Source organism: Mesorhizobium sp. U510 (assembly GCF_059180695.1).
The window spans coordinates 6,589,034-6,603,834 of record NZ_CP180532.1; the positions used below are offsets into that span (position 1 = coordinate 6,589,034).

Sequence of the window (14,801 nt, forward strand, 5' to 3'; positions counted from 1 at the left end):
CGAAATTCCCCTTGTTATCCCTAGGGACAGCGTGGATAAAGAATGCGACTGATTATTCGCGTTTGTCAACATGCGGAATTTAGAATGTATTGCGGACAGCACCCTGCGCTCGTGTTGGGACCAGGCGGGGAACGAGGACATAGAGCAGTGAAGCGCAGTCTCGACCGCAAAACCAGGATAGCGCTCGAGCCGCGCAAGCAGCCTCGGCAGCAACGGTCGAGCAAGGTGGTCGACCGCATTCTCGACGCGGCGCTGATCTTGACGCGGGAGCAAGGAACTAGGACGCCGACGACGCTCGCCATTGCGCAGCGCGCGGGCCTGTCGGTCGGCTCGGTCTATCAATACTTTCCCAACAAGGAAGCCATTCTTCTGGACCTCGCCCGGCGCTGGCTGTCCTCCTTTCCCGAAGTGATCGAGAAGCGCATCAAGGTCCCCCGGCCCACCAACCGCGACGAATTTCGGCGCGAAGTGCGCAAGCTCTTCATCGACACGTCCAGTATCTATCTCGAAAACGCGACCCTGATGCCGGTGATCGAGGCCATATCCGGCAACGCCGATCTCAGGCCTATCCAGGACGAATATGATCAGCAGATCATCGCGCTTTACGCCGCCTGGCTGCGGCATGTGAATCCGGCTCTCGAAGACAAGATCGCCAAACGGCTTGGCCTGGTGATGATGGAGGTCGGGCACGCCTGCCGGCTGGTCGGACTGAAGAGAGATCGCAGGACATACGACCTCATCGAGGACGATGTGGAAACCATGTGGCTCGCTCTGGTGAGCCCCTATCTCAACCTTGACTGATTTCGCATTTCGAGAGGAATTTCATGAAGACTGTCTATTCGCCGCTTCATGCTGGCCATGCCGGCCAGATGGAACTGGTCACCTCGGCGATCGTGCCGGGTTTTGAAAAACCCTCGCGGGCGGAATTCATCAAGGCACGGGTCGAAAGCGAGAAGCTCGGTCCGATCGTCCTGCCGCTCGAGCACGATCTTGCCGCCGCCAAGCGCATCCACAAATCAGACTATATCGACTTCCTGCCGACGGTCTGGCCGCAATGGGTAGCCTCCGGCCACGAGGGCACGGCCATGCCCTTCACCTGGCCGACGCGCGGCCTGCGTGGCGACGTGCCGCCGAAGCGTGTCGATGCCCTGCTCGGCTACTATTCCTTCGATGCCGGCGCCACCTTCGTCGAAGGCACCTGGGCCGCGATCAAATCGTCCTATGACGTGGCGCTGACCGCGGCCGGCCTGGTCAAGGGCGGCGAGAGGTCGGCCTTCGCGCTCTGCCGCCCGCCAGGCCACCATGCCGGCGCCGGCTTCATGGGCGGCTATTGCTACATCAACAACGCCGCGGTCGCCGCGCAGTGGTTCCTCGACCAGGGCGCCAAACGCATCTCCATCCTCGACGTCGACTACCACCATGGCAACGGCACGCAGGAAATCTTCTACGACCGCGCCGACGTGCAGGTCCTCAACCTGCATGGCGATCCGATGGTCGAATACCCGTTCTTCCTCGGCCATGCCGATGAACGCGGCGCAGGCGCCGGCGAAGGCTTCAACATCAACTATCCCATGCCGTTCGGCACCGGCTGGGACGCCTGGAACGCCTCGCTTGAGGATGCCTGCGCCAAGCTCGCCGCCTATGCGCCCGACATCGTCATCATTTCGCTCGGCGTCGACACTTTCGAGAAGGACCCGATCAGCCAGTTCAAGCTGACAAGCCCCGACTATCCCAAGATCGGTCGCCGCATCGCCAGGCTCGGCCTTCCCACCTTGTTCGTCATGGAAGGCGGCTATGCCGTCGAGGAGATCGGCATCAACGCCGTCGGCGTGCTGACCGGTTTCGAGGACCGCTAAGCCTGCCCACAAACCCGGAGCGGACAATAAGAGGTACGACGAAAAAGGGCGGCATATCAGCCCTTTTTTGCAAGCTACGTTGCGGTACCTGTGCTCGGCGTGGCCATTGGCGCGGCAACCTTGCGTGAGCGGCCGAGATAATAGACCGCCGCCGCCGCGATGACGCCGGCCGCCAGTATGCCTGCCGCCAGAACCGGCCGATACCAGAACCAGGCAATCGCGATCGTCGTCGTGCCGACCAGGATCGCCAGGAAGAAGGCGATGATGCCGGTTCCCATCCGCGCCATGCTGCCGAGGAACGGGATGACGTCGAGGATCACGCCGATCGGGCCGAGGAACAGGGCAAAGCCGGTGGTCAGCAGCAAAAGACCGGCGGCGCGCAGCAGCCAGGTGATCAGCGTGTTGGCGCTCACCGCCTCGGCGAACATCTTGTCGGCCGGCACGTTGCCGGTATCGACCATCAGCAGCGCATCGCCCGCTTGCGTCTGGTACGGCTCCAAGCGGCTGCCGGCCTGCCGCGCCACAATGCTGACCACGCCGAGCGGCGCCAGTTCGTAGCCGATGCGGTAGTCGCCCAATGCGGGCGTCGTGTTGTCGCTGCCGAGATAGATCTTGCCATCAACGACGCTGAGCGGCTTCGTGCCGGAATAGGCGGCCTTGATCGCCGCCGACTGGCTGGCCGACAGCGAATATGCCTTGTCGCCGTCGATGCGGTCGAGCACCGGCGTGTCCAGATCGAAGGCGACGAGCTTGCCTTCAGGGATCTGGAAGGCGCGGCTGTGGATCGCCATTGGCGGGTTCTGATGGCCGTCCTGCTTCTTGAAGTCCGAAGAGTCGATCTGGCTGTCGTCCCACACTTTCGAATAGCTGTAGGTGGTCTCCGTCTCCTCGCCGCCGCCAAGCTTCTTGGTGGTCTCGGATTTGGACTCTTCCTTCCACTGATACATCTCGACGCTGCGCGACAGCCGCAGTCCTTGCGCGGCGATGCCGAAATCCGGATCCGACAGGCCGCTATCGGCCGTCACCGGCCCGCTGACATGCACCAGTCTGCCGTCATTGCCGGCATCGACCCTGTCGGCGCCGATCGAGACCACGGCGCCGGCGCCTTCGGCCAGCGAGCGCGCCGTCTGCACCGCGCGGCCCTCGTTCCAGAACAGCCCGATCGCCATCAGCACGATTAGAAGCAGGCCGAAGATAACCCCACCGACCGCGCGCTTGATCCGTCCGAACCACGAGACGGAAGTAACTTCCCGAAATGAATCGCTCATCGTTTCCCCCGCAACAAAAGATGCCGGGAGCCCGCATGGCACCGCTGCCAACGACCGCGGCCGTAACGCAGCTACGAACTCCATTGCCGAAGGTGCCCACCCCTTCGGCGCTTGCGAATCTATCGCATCGGACGGAGCGCGGATATGGCCGGCTTGCGCAGTCCCGGCATTTTCGCACGCTCGAAGGCCGCGAAAGTCGACCTCTGAGTCGCATGTGAGTCCGTCGGATTCGATTTTGTCAAATCGCGTTTGATGTCGGATTCATCTGCGGGTAGATTAGACCCGAATCAGCCGGTCCTTGGGGGGCGCGGCGACCACCCAAAGTCTCACGTTCCGGAATCTTCCGGCGCCAGACGCGGATGTCTTCGCGTTCCCTGAATGGATTCCGTCTGGTTGGGCGCGGCCCCGCGCCTCGTGTGTGTCTCGTAAAAGTAACGCGTTTTCGGGTTCGGCGGCTGGCCTCCAGCATCCGGACGGCAGAAACGATTCCGGCCAAAAGCAACAAATGAGCAGTCCCGCCGCGCTTCTTCAATCCGACACATTGGGCTCGCGCCTGACGTCGCGCGGTGATCTGACCAGCTTTTTCATGGAGCTGATCGCCGAGATCGGCGCCGACAGCTACATGCTGGTCGCCATCGTCCATGACCAGGACCGCAACGACGCGCGCATCGTCTCCTCGAACTGGATCTTCGACGCCATCGAACTGATCGGCAAGCGGCTGATCGCCAGCCTTGCCCAAGGGGCCCTCACGGTCGCGCCCGGCATCCGGCCTAGACCGCTGGTGGCCGCCGAGGCGCCCGATGCCGACGGGCTGGTCTCCGGCGAAGAGGCCCGCCTTCTCGACGTGCTCGGCCATGCCGAGATCTACTCGCTGCGGCTGAATGTCGGCCGCCAGCGTCTGTTCGCCCTGTTCTCGGCGGCGACATCAGGCCATATCGACCAGCCGGCGCTGATGAAGGCGCAGTTGAAATGCTGCTACGCGCTCTCGCATATCCCGCAGCTGATCGCCGCCGCCGCCATGCAGGATCCGCTCTCCGATCGCGAGCGCGAATGCCTGTTCTGGGTCTCGGAGGGCAAGACCACCGATGAGGTGGCGGTCATCCTTGGCGTCTCCTCCAACACCGTCAACAGCTACATCACCCACGCCATCCAGAAATTCGCGGCCTCGAACCGTGCGATGGCCATCGCCACGGCGATCAGGAGTGGCATCATTTGAAACACGCCGACATCAAGGACGCCGCGGAGGCCCTTTTCAACGAGCAGCGCAGCCCCTTCGGCGCCTTCTCGCTCAGCTCCGAGACACATCACGCCGTCACCATTCCCGATGCCGTGCGCCGCTGTCGCTGGATATCGGTCGACATCAACGCCTCGGCCTTCGGCCTGTACTTCGTCAGCCCGTCGCCGGAACGGGCGCGGCTGGTGCCGTGCTTCGATTCCGACTATCCCGGCATTGCCGTGGCGACGAAGTTCATCTCGGGCGCCAATGGCGAGGAGATCGTGCGCCACACCCACAACTCGACGGAGCCACGCTGGTGGACGGATGACGGCGTCGCGGCCATGGCCGAAATGTTCGGCAACCTTGCCTGGACCGCGCAGATATCCCCCCTGGCGCCCGGCACCAGCGGCATTGCCTTTCCCGTCCACGCCGATCGCGGTCAGTGCGGCCTTGTCGTCTTCCTGGGATCGGAGATCGCGCTGCCGCAGGATGCGCTCTACGAAATCCACGCCCGCTGTTTTTCCCTCTTCGCCGCTGTCGCGCGTATCCGTCCGAGCGATGCCGGCAGGATGCGAGCCATCTCCAAGCGCGAACTGGAATGCCTGAAGCTGACCGCCAACGGCAACACCAGCGAGGAGATCGCGCGGCTCCTGAAGCTGTCGGTGCATACCGCCAACCAGTACCTGACCCAGTCGACCCAGAAGCTCAACGCCGTCAACCGCAACCAGGCGGTCGCCAAGGCGCTGCGGTTGGGCCTGATCGAGTAATCGCTGATAAGGCGCTCAGGTCTGTTGAGATTCAGGTCAGGCTGAGCCGAAAATGGTTGATACCGAGAACCGGAGCGGAGCGTACTTTTGGGTACGTGCGCTCAGTTCTACTGCGACGCAGTAGAACGGGGAAGCGCACGGAGCCACCAATTGCAGGCCGGCCTCACCTGAATATCAACAGACCTCAGAAGGCCAGCGGCTCGACCTTGCGGATCCGGGCCTGTTCGATCACCGCCTCCAGCAGCGCCGTATTGTGCTCGGGGTCCTCGCCGGGCTTTTCGAACGACACGTAATTGACCGCGACCGAATTGCCGGCCTCGCTCAGCGTCAGCTGGAAATAGACGGTCACACCGGGTGGCCTGAGTTCCAGGTCGAGCACGATGCGTGGACTGCCGCTCCAGTCGACATGCGCCTCGCCGCCATGACCCAGTTTGAGCGTGCCCGGCATGAAGAACAGCTCCACTGCTGAATCGACCAGATCCGAAAGGCAGGCGAAATGCTCCAGCCGGATGAAGGCGATGTAGTCGGCGACATCGATCAATCTCAGTTCGCCGACCACCTGCTCGATGGCGCTGGCGACGATGATCTCGCGGGATTTTGCGTGTGGTTGGCGGTTCATGAAATCTGTCTGCGCTCAGCCTTTTTCGAGTAGACGATCCGCACCAGTTCGGCGACGGCCTGGTAGAATTGCGACGGGATCACATTATCGACCGAAACTTGCTTGTACATGGAGCGGGCGAGCGTCACGTCCTCGAAGATCGGAATGTTGTGCTCCTTCGCGATCTCGCGGATTTTCAACGCCACCAGATCCTGCCCCTTGGCCACCACGAGCGGCGCCGAATCCTCGTCGCGCACATATTTCAACGCAATCGAGAAGTGGGTCGGGTTGGCGATGATCAGCGTCGCGCGCGGCACCGCCGTCATCATCCGCTTGCGCGCGCGGTCGCGTGCCAGCGAGCGCAGCCGCGACTTAACGATCGGGTCGCCCTCGGACTGCTTGAACTCGTCCTTCACCTCCTGCTTGGTCATGCGCAGGTCCTGCTTCCAGTGGAAGCGCGCCCAGACGATATCGATCGCCGCGATCAGCCCCATGACGAAGACGATCGCCACCAATATGTCGACCGCGATGCCGCGGATGACGAGGCCGAAAGCGACCGGATTGGTGATCATCCCGGCAAGCAGCTTGCGGTGATCCTCCGACAGCGTGAAGGTGAGCACGGCAATGGCGAAGCCGACCTTTGCCAGGGATTTCAGGAACTCGACCCAGCCCTGGGCACCGAACATCCGGTTCCAGCCCTTGGTGATCGAAATGCGCGACAGCTGCGGCCTGATCCGCTCGCCGACGAATTGCGGCATGTTCTGGAGCACCGAGGCGCCGATGCCGGCGACGGTCAAAAGCACCAGCAGGCTGACGACGGCGCGGCCCACTTCCAGCATGACGATCTTGTAGAGATCGATGACATCGGTCTCGGTGTTCATCGGCCAGGCCTCGGGCTTCTCGAGGAACATCGACAGGAACATGCCGAGGTTGATGACCGCGTCCTTGGCATAGAAGACGGTGAACACCAGTATGGCGACGAAGGAGGCGAGAATCGCGGTTTCCCTCGAATGGGGCAGCTTGCCCTGTTCGATGGTGTCGCGGACTTTCTTTTCCGTCGCCTCTTCGGTTTTGGAGTCCTTGTCGGCGGCGTCGGACATGCCTTAGGCGGCGTTCTGCGTCGCGGGAAGTTCGAATGCGCCCTCGCGCGACAGCCGGATGGTCGTCGTCACGATGGTCTTGCGCGCCGCCAGTATGTCGGCAGCCGGAACTCCCTCCGACCCTTGTCCAAGTTCGGCTTCGATCATGCGCCGTGACCGTGCGCCGATTGCCGAGAGTACCGCTTCGGCGAGTGCCGCCGATGTACCGCGCAGCGCCAGCGTGACAAGCTCGGTCGACAGTCCGTCGAACAGAAGCACGCGCGCCTTCTGGGTGAGCAGCGGCAGGTCGTCGAAGGCAAAGAGCCTTGCCCTCACACCGTCGAGGTCGGGCGTGCCGGCGGCTTCCAGGTCCTGCATGACCTCCTCGAGCAGCGGCTTGTCCAGCTCGTTGAGCACGCTGGCGACGCGCGCCTGTCCGGCCGAAGTGTCCTTGGTCGAGGTTTCCGACAGCACGCTGGTGCGCAACCGGTTTTCGACGATCCTGGTGGCGGCCGCCGGAACATTGGCCATCGTCACCATGCGCTTGATGATTTCGCCGCGCATCTCCTTCGTCAGCGTCAAAAGCACGCTCGCCGCCGCCTGCGGCGCCAGCTTCGACAGCACCATGGCCGCCGTCTGCGGATGTTCGCCGGCCAGGAAGGTGCCCAGCCGCGAAGGTTCGAGTTTTTCGAGATCGGGCCAGATCGGTGGCGGCCCTTCGGGCGCCGCCTCCGGCTTCTTGTTGCCCATGATGGCGTTCATTTCTTCGGGCGACAGCGATTCGTTGAGGATGGTGTCCATCCTGTCGGCGGAATCGAGCAGGCCGGCACCCTCGGTGAATTCGGCCTCGAACTCGGCGACGATGCGCTCGAGATCGCTCTGCGGAATGGTCCTGAGCAGCCGCGCGCCCTCGATCAGCGCCTTGAGCTCTTCCTGCTTGAAGAATTTCAACAGGCGGCTGGCGGACGGCTTGCCCATCGCCACTAATATGGCGGCCGCCTTCTGCGCGCGCGTCAAGGTCGTCAGCGGCGTCATGCTGCCTCTCGCCTCCGCTGCAACCGGCAAGCCCCACCAGCCATGTCTAGGCGCCCTTCGTGCCGGCGATGATTTCGGTCAGCCTGATGCCGAAGCGCGAGGGATCGCTTTCGAGCACCGTGATCTCGCCGCGGGCGATCTTGCGGCCGTTGACCACGACGTCGACCGGTTCGCCGATGCGGCGGTTGAGCGCCACCGTCGAACCCTTCTGCAGCGCCATCAGGTCGGCCACCGCCATCTCGGTGCTGCCGAGGATGATCTGGACATCGACGGGGATGTTCATGATGACGTTTGAATTGGCGCCCGCGGCGGCCCTGAAAGCCGCATCTGGGCGTTGCTCCTCTTCATGCAGGACCCCGCGCAATTCCTCGATGGCGCGGTCTAGCTGCTCGTCCGGCTGGTCGAGTTCTGCTTCCACTTTGGTCTTGGCCATGCGTTGTCTCCAAAAGCTCAGGCGCGCCCGGCACCGGCCGGCATGAGCCCATCGATGAAATCCTGCCCGGCATCGAAGGGATGCTTGATTCGGACGGTGTAATTCTGCCCCAGTTTGCCGAACTCGCATACGAACAGCGTCTGGCCGCGCGCGCTGAGGCGAGCTCGTGATTGCGCCGTTTCGTCGAAGTCGATGACCTGGCCCACTTGGAGATTGGCGAGGTCGCCAAGCGTCAGCCGCGTCAGCGGCATGGTGGCTTCGAGCGCCACCGTCGAGCGCATCACCTCTTCCGAAAAGCGTGCGCGCCAACTGCTGCCATGATCGTCTTCGCTGAGGCCGGCGGTGCCATCGCGGCCGGCAAGGACGACACGCTGCGGCATGGTCACCGTGATGGAGCCGCTGTCGACCGGCGTCGAGATGCCAAGGACGATGCGGATGGCAGCGCCGTCGCGCAGCACATGCCGTTTCGCCTCGGTACCCGACATCGCCCGCGGCACGGGCAGACGCAGGTCGAGCGAGCGCCGCCCGGATCCGTTCAGCGCCTGCGCCACCTCCTGGAACACCATGGTCGAGACATCGGCCTCGATCGGCGACAGATCGCGCTCGATCGGCGACGCCGGCATATCCGGATCGCCGCCAAACAGCGTCGAGACCATGATCGCGATCGCGGCAGCGTCGATGACGAGCGTCATCGCATCAGAGGATGCCGGCGAACCGACGACTGTCATGGCGAAATTGTCGCCGGCGCGCGAGCGCGCCTCGGGGACGCGGCTGACCTCGACGGCCTTGAGGTCGACGATGACGGGAACGCCGAGCTCGTCCGAAAGGCCCTTCTGCAGCAGCGGCACGGCGCGTTCGGCCATGGCGCGGCCGGCGTCGATGACCTGATCGGCCTCGCCGCTGTCGCCGACCAGGCGCTCGATGATCAGCGAACGCGCTTGCGCGGGGCTGCCTGGGCTGGTCATGACCGTGTCGGCACCGATCTGTCGTGCATTGCTCAAGCGGCCTTCTTCTCGGCGCCGCCGGTGTTCATCGTGCTCTGCTCGACGGCGTCGATGGTCGGCCGCTCATAGGACGAGATCGTCTTGCGGCCGAATTCGATCGCCACCTGCGGCAGCGCGCCGTTCATGTAGGCGAGCAGCGTCTGCTTGACGATGATGTAGAGGCGGTTCTTCTTCTCGCGCACCGTCTTGATCTTGGTGGCGACGGGCCCGACCACGGCATAGGACAGGAAGATGCCGAGGAATGTGCCGACAAGCGCGGCGCCGATCAGGCCGCCGAGGATTTCCGGCGACTGGTCGAGTGCGCCCATCGCCTTGACCACGCCAAGCACGGCGGCGACGATGCCCAGCGCCGGCAGGCCGTCGCCGACAGCGACCAGCGCGTGATAGGCCTTCATCTTGTCGGACTTGATGGTCTGGATCTCCTCGTCCATCAGCGCCTCGATCTCGTGCGAGCGGGCATTGCCGATGATGATGATGCGGCAGTAGTCGCAGATGAAATTCATCAGATCGTGATTCTTGAGCACCGTCGGAAAGGCCTGGAAGATCGCTGATTCTTCCGGATTGTCGATATGCGCCTCGACCTCGCTGCGCGACTTCGAGCGCAATTCGCGCATCAGGCTGTGCAGCACGCCGAGCGTTTCCAGATAGTCCTGTTCTTTCGGCACCGCCTGCTTGAACGCCTCGAGAATGCCCCTGCCGGTATCCTTGACCGTCTTCATTGGGTTGGCGACGAGGAACGTCCCCAGTGCGGCGCCACAGATGACCACGGCTTCCCACGGCTGGACCAGCACGTGCAGATGCCCGCCCATGGCCATGAAGCCGCCAAGGACGCAGCCGAGCGTCACCACAAGTCCAATCAGAATGCCCACGACAGGTCCTTCCGCATTTCACAACAGGTCCAAGGGATAGTCCCCGTGCCTTGTGTGAGGCTTGAATCCGGGCTGCCACGGAACCGAATGTTGGGCGATTCAGTTTCGCGCAAGGAAGTGAGGTTATTGTCGCGACATTAAGCTTCGGCCGGAGGCATGACGTTGCTCAATACCTTTACCAGCTACCAGTTGATCACCAAGGACATAAACAAGTCGATCGACCGCATCGAGCAGCAGCCGACTGTCGACCGCGATACCAAATATTACCTGGCCAACATAACCAAGGTGAAATCGATCGATGATTTCGTCAACAATGACCGGCTCTTCAAATTTGCCATGAAGGCCTACGGGCTGGAGGACATGGACTACGCCAAGGCCTTCATGGTCAAGGCGCTCAAGGAAGGCGTCACCGACCCTAACAGTTTCGCCAACAAGCTGACCGACAAGCGCTATGCCCAATTCGTCAGCGCCTTCAACTTCGCCGCCAATGGCGCCGACGCCACCATCTACAACAAGGCGCAGCAGCTGGTGACGAAGAATTACGCCACGCAGGCGCAGATCGCCGGCCTGGATCCGAATTCGGACTATGTGAAGGGCGAGACGACCTACTATCTCGCCAACATCACCAAGGTGAAATCGGTCGACGACCTGATGTCGAACAGCCGGCTCTACACTTACGCGCTGGCCGCGTTCGGTCTCGATTCGGCGACGGAGAACAAGGACCTCATCAAACAGGTCCTGCAGGGTGGCGTGCGCGACCCCAACAGCGTCGCCAACAAACAGAAAAACCCGGCCTACGCGGCATTGGCCTCGGCCTTCAACTTCGAGCAGTACGGCGAAGCCGCCACCACCATCAATCCGGCGCAGCAGCCGACTGTCGACAAGTATATGCGCCAGACGCTCGAGGAGGATGCCGGCAAGACCAATGAGGGCGTGCGGCTGGCGCTTTATTTCCAGCGCAAGGCGCCCGACATCACCAGCTGGTACGATGTGCTCGCCGACACCGCCCTTGCAAGCGTCGTGCGCACTGCGCTGGGGCTCCCCGATTCCTTCGCCACTGCCGACATCGACAAGCAGGCGCAGCTCTTCGAACAGAAGCTCGACATCTCGGATTTCACCGACCCCGTGAAACTCGGCAAGTTCCTGACCCGCTTCACCAGCATGTACGAGATCAACAATCCGACCTCGACGGCCGTGACGTCAGTCAGCGTGCTCTTTGCCCAACCGGTCACGGCGGGCATCTCCACCGACCTGATGATGGCCATGCAGAAGTTGAAGTTCTGATCATGCAGGATAGTCTCTACGTCGCCCTTTCCGCGCAGATGGCGCTCGAGCGCCGGCTCGACACCATCGCCGACAATGTCGCCAACGCCAACACTGTCGGCTTTCGCGCCACCGGCGTGAAATTCGAGGACATGGTGTCGGGCACTGGGCAGAAATCAGTGTCCTTCGCCTCGTCGGGCAAGACCTATCTTTCGGGCGCCCACGGTTCGCTGACCGAGACCGGCAATCCGTTCGATTTCGCCATCCAGGGCGACGCCTGGTTCGCCATCGACACACCGGCCGGTACCGTCATGACCCGCGACGGCCGCTTCTCGATGAACGAGAATGGCGAGCTGATGTCGATCGAAGGCCATCCGGTGCTCGACGCCGGCGGCGCGCCGATCCAGCTCGACCCCCGCAACGGTCCGCCCAAGGCCGGCGCCGACGGCTCGCTGCGCCAGAACGACCAGCTTGTCGGCTCGATCGGCCTCTACAATTTCGACCCGGGCGAGAATTTCGTTCGCTACGGCAATTCCGGCATCGTGCCGGCGCGCACCCCCGAGCCGGTCACCGACCGCTCCGATGTCGGCATCGCCCAGGGTTTCGTCGAAGAATCCAACGTCAATCCGGTGCTGGAGATGACCCGCCTGATCATGGTCCAGCGCGCCTTCGAGAACACTGCCGCCCTGATGCGGCAGACGGATTCTTCCACTGACGAGGCGATCAAGACGCTCGGCTCGAAGTCATAGTATGTCGCTCGACCGGTCCTCCATCCGCGCACCCGAAAGGCAGTTGCAGCCGGCGCCCGAAGATCGGCTCGCCGCACTGGAACGGGTAATTCGGCGTTTCGGCAACGCCGACGGGCTGGTCAAGCGTGGCGGCCTCGTCACCGAAGTCACGTCCACGCACTACAAGGTGCGAGGTCTTTCCGATTTCGCCAGGCTGGGCGACATCGTCGAGCAGCGCGGCCAGTCCGGCGCGCGCCGCGGCGAGATCGTCAAAATCAGCCGCGACGAAGTGGTCGTTGCTCCCTTCGAACGCAGCGCCGATGCCGGCATCGGCGATGCGGTGTTCCGCAGGGGGCCGCTGGCGGTGGCACCCCATGCTTCATGGCGCGGCCGCACCATCGACGCGCTCACCCGGGTGATCGATGGCGGTCCGCCGCTGATCAGGGGCGAAGACCTGTCGGGCGGCGCCACGACGCCAGGCGCCATGGCGCGGCAGCGCGTCGGTACCGCCTTCATGACCGGCGTCAAGGTCATCGACATCTTCACGCCGCTGTGCTTTGGCCAGCGCATGGGCGTCTTCGCGGGTTCGGGCGTCGGCAAGTCGACGCTGCTCGCCATGCTCGCCGGCGCCGACGCGTTCGACACCGTCGTCGTGGCGCTGATCGGCGAACGCGGCCGCGAGGTTCGCGAATTCCTCGAGGACACGATCGGCGACAGCATGGCCAAGACCGTGGCCGTCGTCGCCACCAGCGACGAGAGCGCCATGATGCGCCGGCGCGCGCCCGACACCGCCATGCGCGTCGCCGAGCACTTTCGCGACCAGGGCCACCGTGTGCTCCTGGTGCTGGATTCGATCACCCGCTTCGCCCATGCGTTGCGCGAGGTGGCGACGGGAACCGGCGAGCCGCCGGTCGCCCGCGGCTATCCCGCCTCGGTTTTCACCGAACTTCCCAAATTGCTTGAGCGCGCCGGACCGGGGGCCGAAGGCAAGGGGTCGATTACCGCCATCATTTCCGTGCTGGTCGACGGCGACGACCACAATGATCCGGTCGCCGATTCCGTGCGCGGCATCCTCGACGGCCATGTCGTGCTCGACCGCGCGATCGCCGAACAGGGTCGCTATCCGCCGGTCAATCCGCTGTCGTCCATATCGCGCCTGGCCGGCAAGGCCTGGAGCGTCGAACAGCGCGCTTTGGTGACGCGGCTGAAGTCGATGATCGCCCGCTTCGAGGACACGCGCGACATCCGCCTGCTCGGCGCCTATCAGGGTGGCGCCGACGCCGAGCTCGACATCGCCGTGCGCCAGGTGCCGCTGATCTACGAGGCGCTGACGCAATCACCCAGGGACCGCCCATCCGCCGATCCGTTCTCCGATCTCGCCCGCCATCTCAAGGGAAAGCTGAATGCCGAATCAGGAGACTGAACGCCAATACACCGAGCGCATCCTGAATGAGATGATCGCCGCGGCGAACGCCGCCGAGGAAGCTCGAGCCGAGGAGGAGAGGAGGGCCAAGGCAAAAGCCGCCAGCGCCATCGCAGCCAAGACCGCGGCTGTTCTGGCCAGAGCCGTCAAGCCGATCCTACCCCGATCCGAACCTGTGGCTCGGGCTGCCGCGCCCGTCGCGCCTGTGGTCCCCCGCGTCGAGCCTGCCGAGATGGCGCAGGCTAGCCGCGAATCGCTGATCGACGGCCTGTTTCCCGTCACCGAATGGCCGCAGCCGCCAAAGGCGCAATTTCCAAAATTGAGCAAGAAGGCGGACCGGCGCAGCGACTTCGTCATCGCCGCGCTCGGCGTCACGCTCGGCCTGATCTGCGCCCTGTTTCCCTGGTATATCTTCTTCAACCAGGAACAGTTCGGCGTTCAGGCGATCAAGTTTGGCGGCACCGGCACCAATTCGGGACGCGAGGGTGGCGGCGTGGTGACCTCGCGCAGCGCGCCGCTGACGGCCAAGGACCTTCCCAACACCAGCATCGACCTGCTCGCCACCGGGACGGTGCAGGATGACGCCACCCCGGCACAGCCGCCCGGCGACCAGCCCTTCCCGGCCGATGTCGCGAAATTCCGCATGGTTCATGTCGCCAACGGCCGCGCCATGATCGAGGACGACACCGGCCTGTGGATCGTCCAGCGCGGCTCGATACTGCCGGACTCCAGCACGGTCTCGTCGATCGAGCAGCGCAACGGCAAATGGGTCATGCTGACCAGCACCAACCAGTTTATCCAGCTGTCCAGGTAGCGGCTGCCCGCAAGGTCCGCGCAAGACTGGCGGCCTAGTCTTTGGGCACATGCCCGGAGATTCCCATGGAGCCCGTTTCCCTTTTCGATCTCGCCGCCAAGCAAGCGCAGTGGCTTTCCGTGCGCCAGTCGGCGATCGCCGGCAACATCGCCAACGCCAACACGCCGGGCTACACGGCAAACGATGTCGAGCCCTTCGAGAAGGTGCTCGACCGCAGGGCTGTGTCGTTGCAGACCACCGAGGCCGGCCATCTCGGCAGCGCGGCGACCAATGCCGGCTTCACCATCAAGCCGCAGGAAGATGACGGCGTGGTCATGCCGTCCAAGAACACCGTCGTGCTTGAGGACCAGCTCCTCAAGGCCGGCGAGGTGCGCCGTTCCTTCGAGCTCAACACGGCGATCGTCAAGGCCTTCCACTCGATGATGATGATGGCGGTGAAGAGCTGACC

The 14,801-nt window shown here is 63.5% G+C and carries 16 protein-coding genes; 9 read left to right on the top strand and 7 right to left on the bottom strand.

The features are described from left to right. The first annotated feature begins 147 nt into the window (after nt 1–147). Entirely contained in the window at nt 148–801 is a 654-nt protein-coding gene (locus ACLGL5_RS33950; RefSeq protein ID WP_019860928.1) for a TetR/AcrR family transcriptional regulator, read from the top strand. A 23-nt stretch (nt 802–824) separates the two neighbouring features. Further along, complete coding sequence (locus ACLGL5_RS33955; protein WP_064980712.1) at nt 825–1,856, top strand: histone deacetylase family protein; 1,032 nt, start codon at nt 825–827, stop codon at nt 1,854–1,856. Nucleotides 1,857–1,930: 74 nt separating this feature from the next. Here the strand turns inward: ACLGL5_RS33955 and ACLGL5_RS33960 are convergent, their stop codons facing one another. Beyond that, nucleotides 1,931–3,124 carry a TMEM43 family protein gene (locus ACLGL5_RS33960; RefSeq protein WP_245307228.1) on the bottom strand — a complete coding sequence of 398 codons (1,194 nt, stop codon included), beginning with the start codon at nt 3,122–3,124 and terminating at the stop codon, nt 1,931–1,933. Nucleotides 3,125–3,629: 505 nt separating this feature from the next. On the opposite strand from ACLGL5_RS33960, the gene ACLGL5_RS33965 reads away from it, so the two are divergent. Further along, nucleotides 3,630–4,340, top strand: a complete 711-nt coding sequence (locus tag ACLGL5_RS33965; protein WP_027047354.1) for a helix-turn-helix transcriptional regulator — start codon at nt 3,630–3,632, stop codon at nt 4,338–4,340. Beyond that, nucleotides 4,337–5,107, top strand: a complete 771-nt coding sequence (locus ACLGL5_RS33970; RefSeq protein ID WP_019860934.1) for a helix-turn-helix transcriptional regulator — start codon at nt 4,337–4,339, stop codon at nt 5,105–5,107. The genes ACLGL5_RS33965 and ACLGL5_RS33970 overlap by 4 nt, the downstream gene beginning before the upstream one ends. 184 nt (nt 5,108–5,291) lie before the next feature. On the opposite strand, the gene ACLGL5_RS33975 is transcribed toward ACLGL5_RS33970, so the two are convergent. Genes ACLGL5_RS33975 through motA form a run of 6 tightly spaced genes read right to left on the bottom strand, consistent with a single transcriptional unit; the run spans nt 5,292 to nt 10,125 of the window. Next, nucleotides 5,292–5,726: a BspJ family T4SS effector nucleomodulin gene (locus tag ACLGL5_RS33975; RefSeq protein WP_038649297.1), complete on the bottom strand. Its 435-nt coding sequence runs from the start codon at nt 5,724–5,726 to the stop codon at nt 5,292–5,294. Next, nucleotides 5,723–6,805, bottom strand: coding sequence for a flagellar biosynthesis protein FlhB (flhB, locus tag ACLGL5_RS33980; protein ID WP_069093045.1), 1,083 nt, complete (start codon nt 6,803–6,805; stop codon nt 5,723–5,725). Before flhB ends, ACLGL5_RS33975 begins: the two co-directional genes overlap by 4 nt. Before the next feature lie 3 nt (nt 6,806–6,808). Continuing rightward, nucleotides 6,809–7,819 (bottom strand): flagellar motor switch protein FliG, encoded by a 1,011-nt coding sequence (locus ACLGL5_RS33985; RefSeq protein WP_019860937.1) that lies wholly within the window; start codon nt 7,817–7,819, stop codon nt 6,809–6,811. 46 nt (nt 7,820–7,865) lie between these two features. After that, nucleotides 7,866–8,252, bottom strand: coding sequence for a flagellar motor switch protein FliN (gene fliN, locus ACLGL5_RS33990; RefSeq protein ID WP_019860938.1), 387 nt, complete (start codon nt 8,250–8,252; stop codon nt 7,866–7,868). A 17-nt stretch (nt 8,253–8,269) separates the two neighbouring features. After that, nucleotides 8,270–9,217, bottom strand: coding sequence for a FliM/FliN family flagellar motor switch protein (locus tag ACLGL5_RS33995; RefSeq protein ID WP_020629030.1), 948 nt, complete (start codon nt 9,215–9,217; stop codon nt 8,270–8,272). A gap of 32 nt (nt 9,218–9,249) precedes the next feature. Continuing rightward, complete coding sequence (gene motA, locus ACLGL5_RS34000; RefSeq protein WP_019860941.1) at nt 9,250–10,125, bottom strand: flagellar motor stator protein MotA; 876 nt, start codon at nt 10,123–10,125, stop codon at nt 9,250–9,252. Between the two features lie 162 nt (nt 10,126–10,287). Here motA and ACLGL5_RS34005 point away from each other — a divergent pair, with 162 nt between their 5' ends. From ACLGL5_RS34005 to flgB, 5 genes are all read left to right on the top strand, one after another. Next, nucleotides 10,288–11,409 (top strand): DUF1217 domain-containing protein, encoded by a 1,122-nt coding sequence (locus ACLGL5_RS34005; RefSeq protein ID WP_038653309.1) that lies wholly within the window; start codon nt 10,288–10,290, stop codon nt 11,407–11,409. Between the two features lie 2 nt (nt 11,410–11,411). Next, nucleotides 11,412–12,137, top strand: a complete 726-nt coding sequence (gene flgF / locus ACLGL5_RS34010) for a flagellar basal-body rod protein FlgF (RefSeq protein WP_019860945.1) — start codon at nt 11,412–11,414, stop codon at nt 12,135–12,137. 1 nt (nt 12,138) lies between these two features. Continuing rightward, nucleotides 12,139–13,539, top strand: a complete 1,401-nt coding sequence (fliI, locus tag ACLGL5_RS34015; protein WP_069093046.1) for a flagellar protein export ATPase FliI — start codon at nt 12,139–12,141, stop codon at nt 13,537–13,539. Continuing rightward, nucleotides 13,520–14,353 carry a hypothetical protein gene (locus tag ACLGL5_RS34020; RefSeq protein WP_069093047.1) on the top strand — a complete coding sequence of 278 codons (834 nt, stop codon included), beginning with the start codon at nt 13,520–13,522 and terminating at the stop codon, nt 14,351–14,353. Before fliI ends, ACLGL5_RS34020 begins: the two co-directional genes overlap by 20 nt. Before the next feature lie 65 nt (nt 14,354–14,418). Then, nucleotides 14,419–14,799 carry a flagellar basal body rod protein FlgB gene (flgB, locus tag ACLGL5_RS34025; protein WP_069093048.1) on the top strand — a complete coding sequence of 127 codons (381 nt, stop codon included), beginning with the start codon at nt 14,419–14,421 and terminating at the stop codon, nt 14,797–14,799. Nucleotides 14,800–14,801 lie beyond the last annotated feature (2 nt).

Bases quoted from the DNA above. Each gene is read 5' to 3' on its own strand.
- ACLGL5_RS34020 (WP_069093047.1), top strand. From the start codon at position 13,520: ATGCCGAATCAGGAGACTGAACGCCAATACACCGAGCGCATCCTGAAT.
- ACLGL5_RS33985 (WP_019860937.1), bottom strand. From the start codon at position 7,819: ATGACGCCGCTGACGACCTTGACGCGCGCGCAGAAGGCGGCCGCCATA.
- ACLGL5_RS33995 (WP_020629030.1), bottom strand. From the start codon at position 9,217: ATGACCAGCCCAGGCAGCCCCGCGCAAGCGCGTTCGCTGATCATCGAG.
- fliI (WP_069093046.1), top strand. From the start codon at position 12,139: ATGTCGCTCGACCGGTCCTCCATCCGCGCACCCGAAAGGCAGTTGCAG.
- flgB (WP_069093048.1), top strand. From the start codon at position 14,419: ATGGAGCCCGTTTCCCTTTTCGATCTCGCCGCCAAGCAAGCGCAGTGG.
- ACLGL5_RS33960 (WP_245307228.1), bottom strand. From the start codon at position 3,124: ATGAGCGATTCATTTCGGGAAGTTACTTCCGTCTCGTGGTTCGGACGG.
- flhB (WP_069093045.1), bottom strand. From the start codon at position 6,805: ATGTCCGACGCCGCCGACAAGGACTCCAAAACCGAAGAGGCGACGGAA.
- ACLGL5_RS33965 (WP_027047354.1), top strand. From the start codon at position 3,630: ATGAGCAGTCCCGCCGCGCTTCTTCAATCCGACACATTGGGCTCGCGC.
- flgF (WP_019860945.1), top strand. From the start codon at position 11,412: ATGCAGGATAGTCTCTACGTCGCCCTTTCCGCGCAGATGGCGCTCGAG.
- ACLGL5_RS33975 (WP_038649297.1), bottom strand. From the start codon at position 5,726: ATGAACCGCCAACCACACGCAAAATCCCGCGAGATCATCGTCGCCAGC.
- fliN (WP_019860938.1), bottom strand. From the start codon at position 8,252: ATGGCCAAGACCAAAGTGGAAGCAGAACTCGACCAGCCGGACGAGCAG.
- ACLGL5_RS33955 (WP_064980712.1), top strand. From the start codon at position 825: ATGAAGACTGTCTATTCGCCGCTTCATGCTGGCCATGCCGGCCAGATG.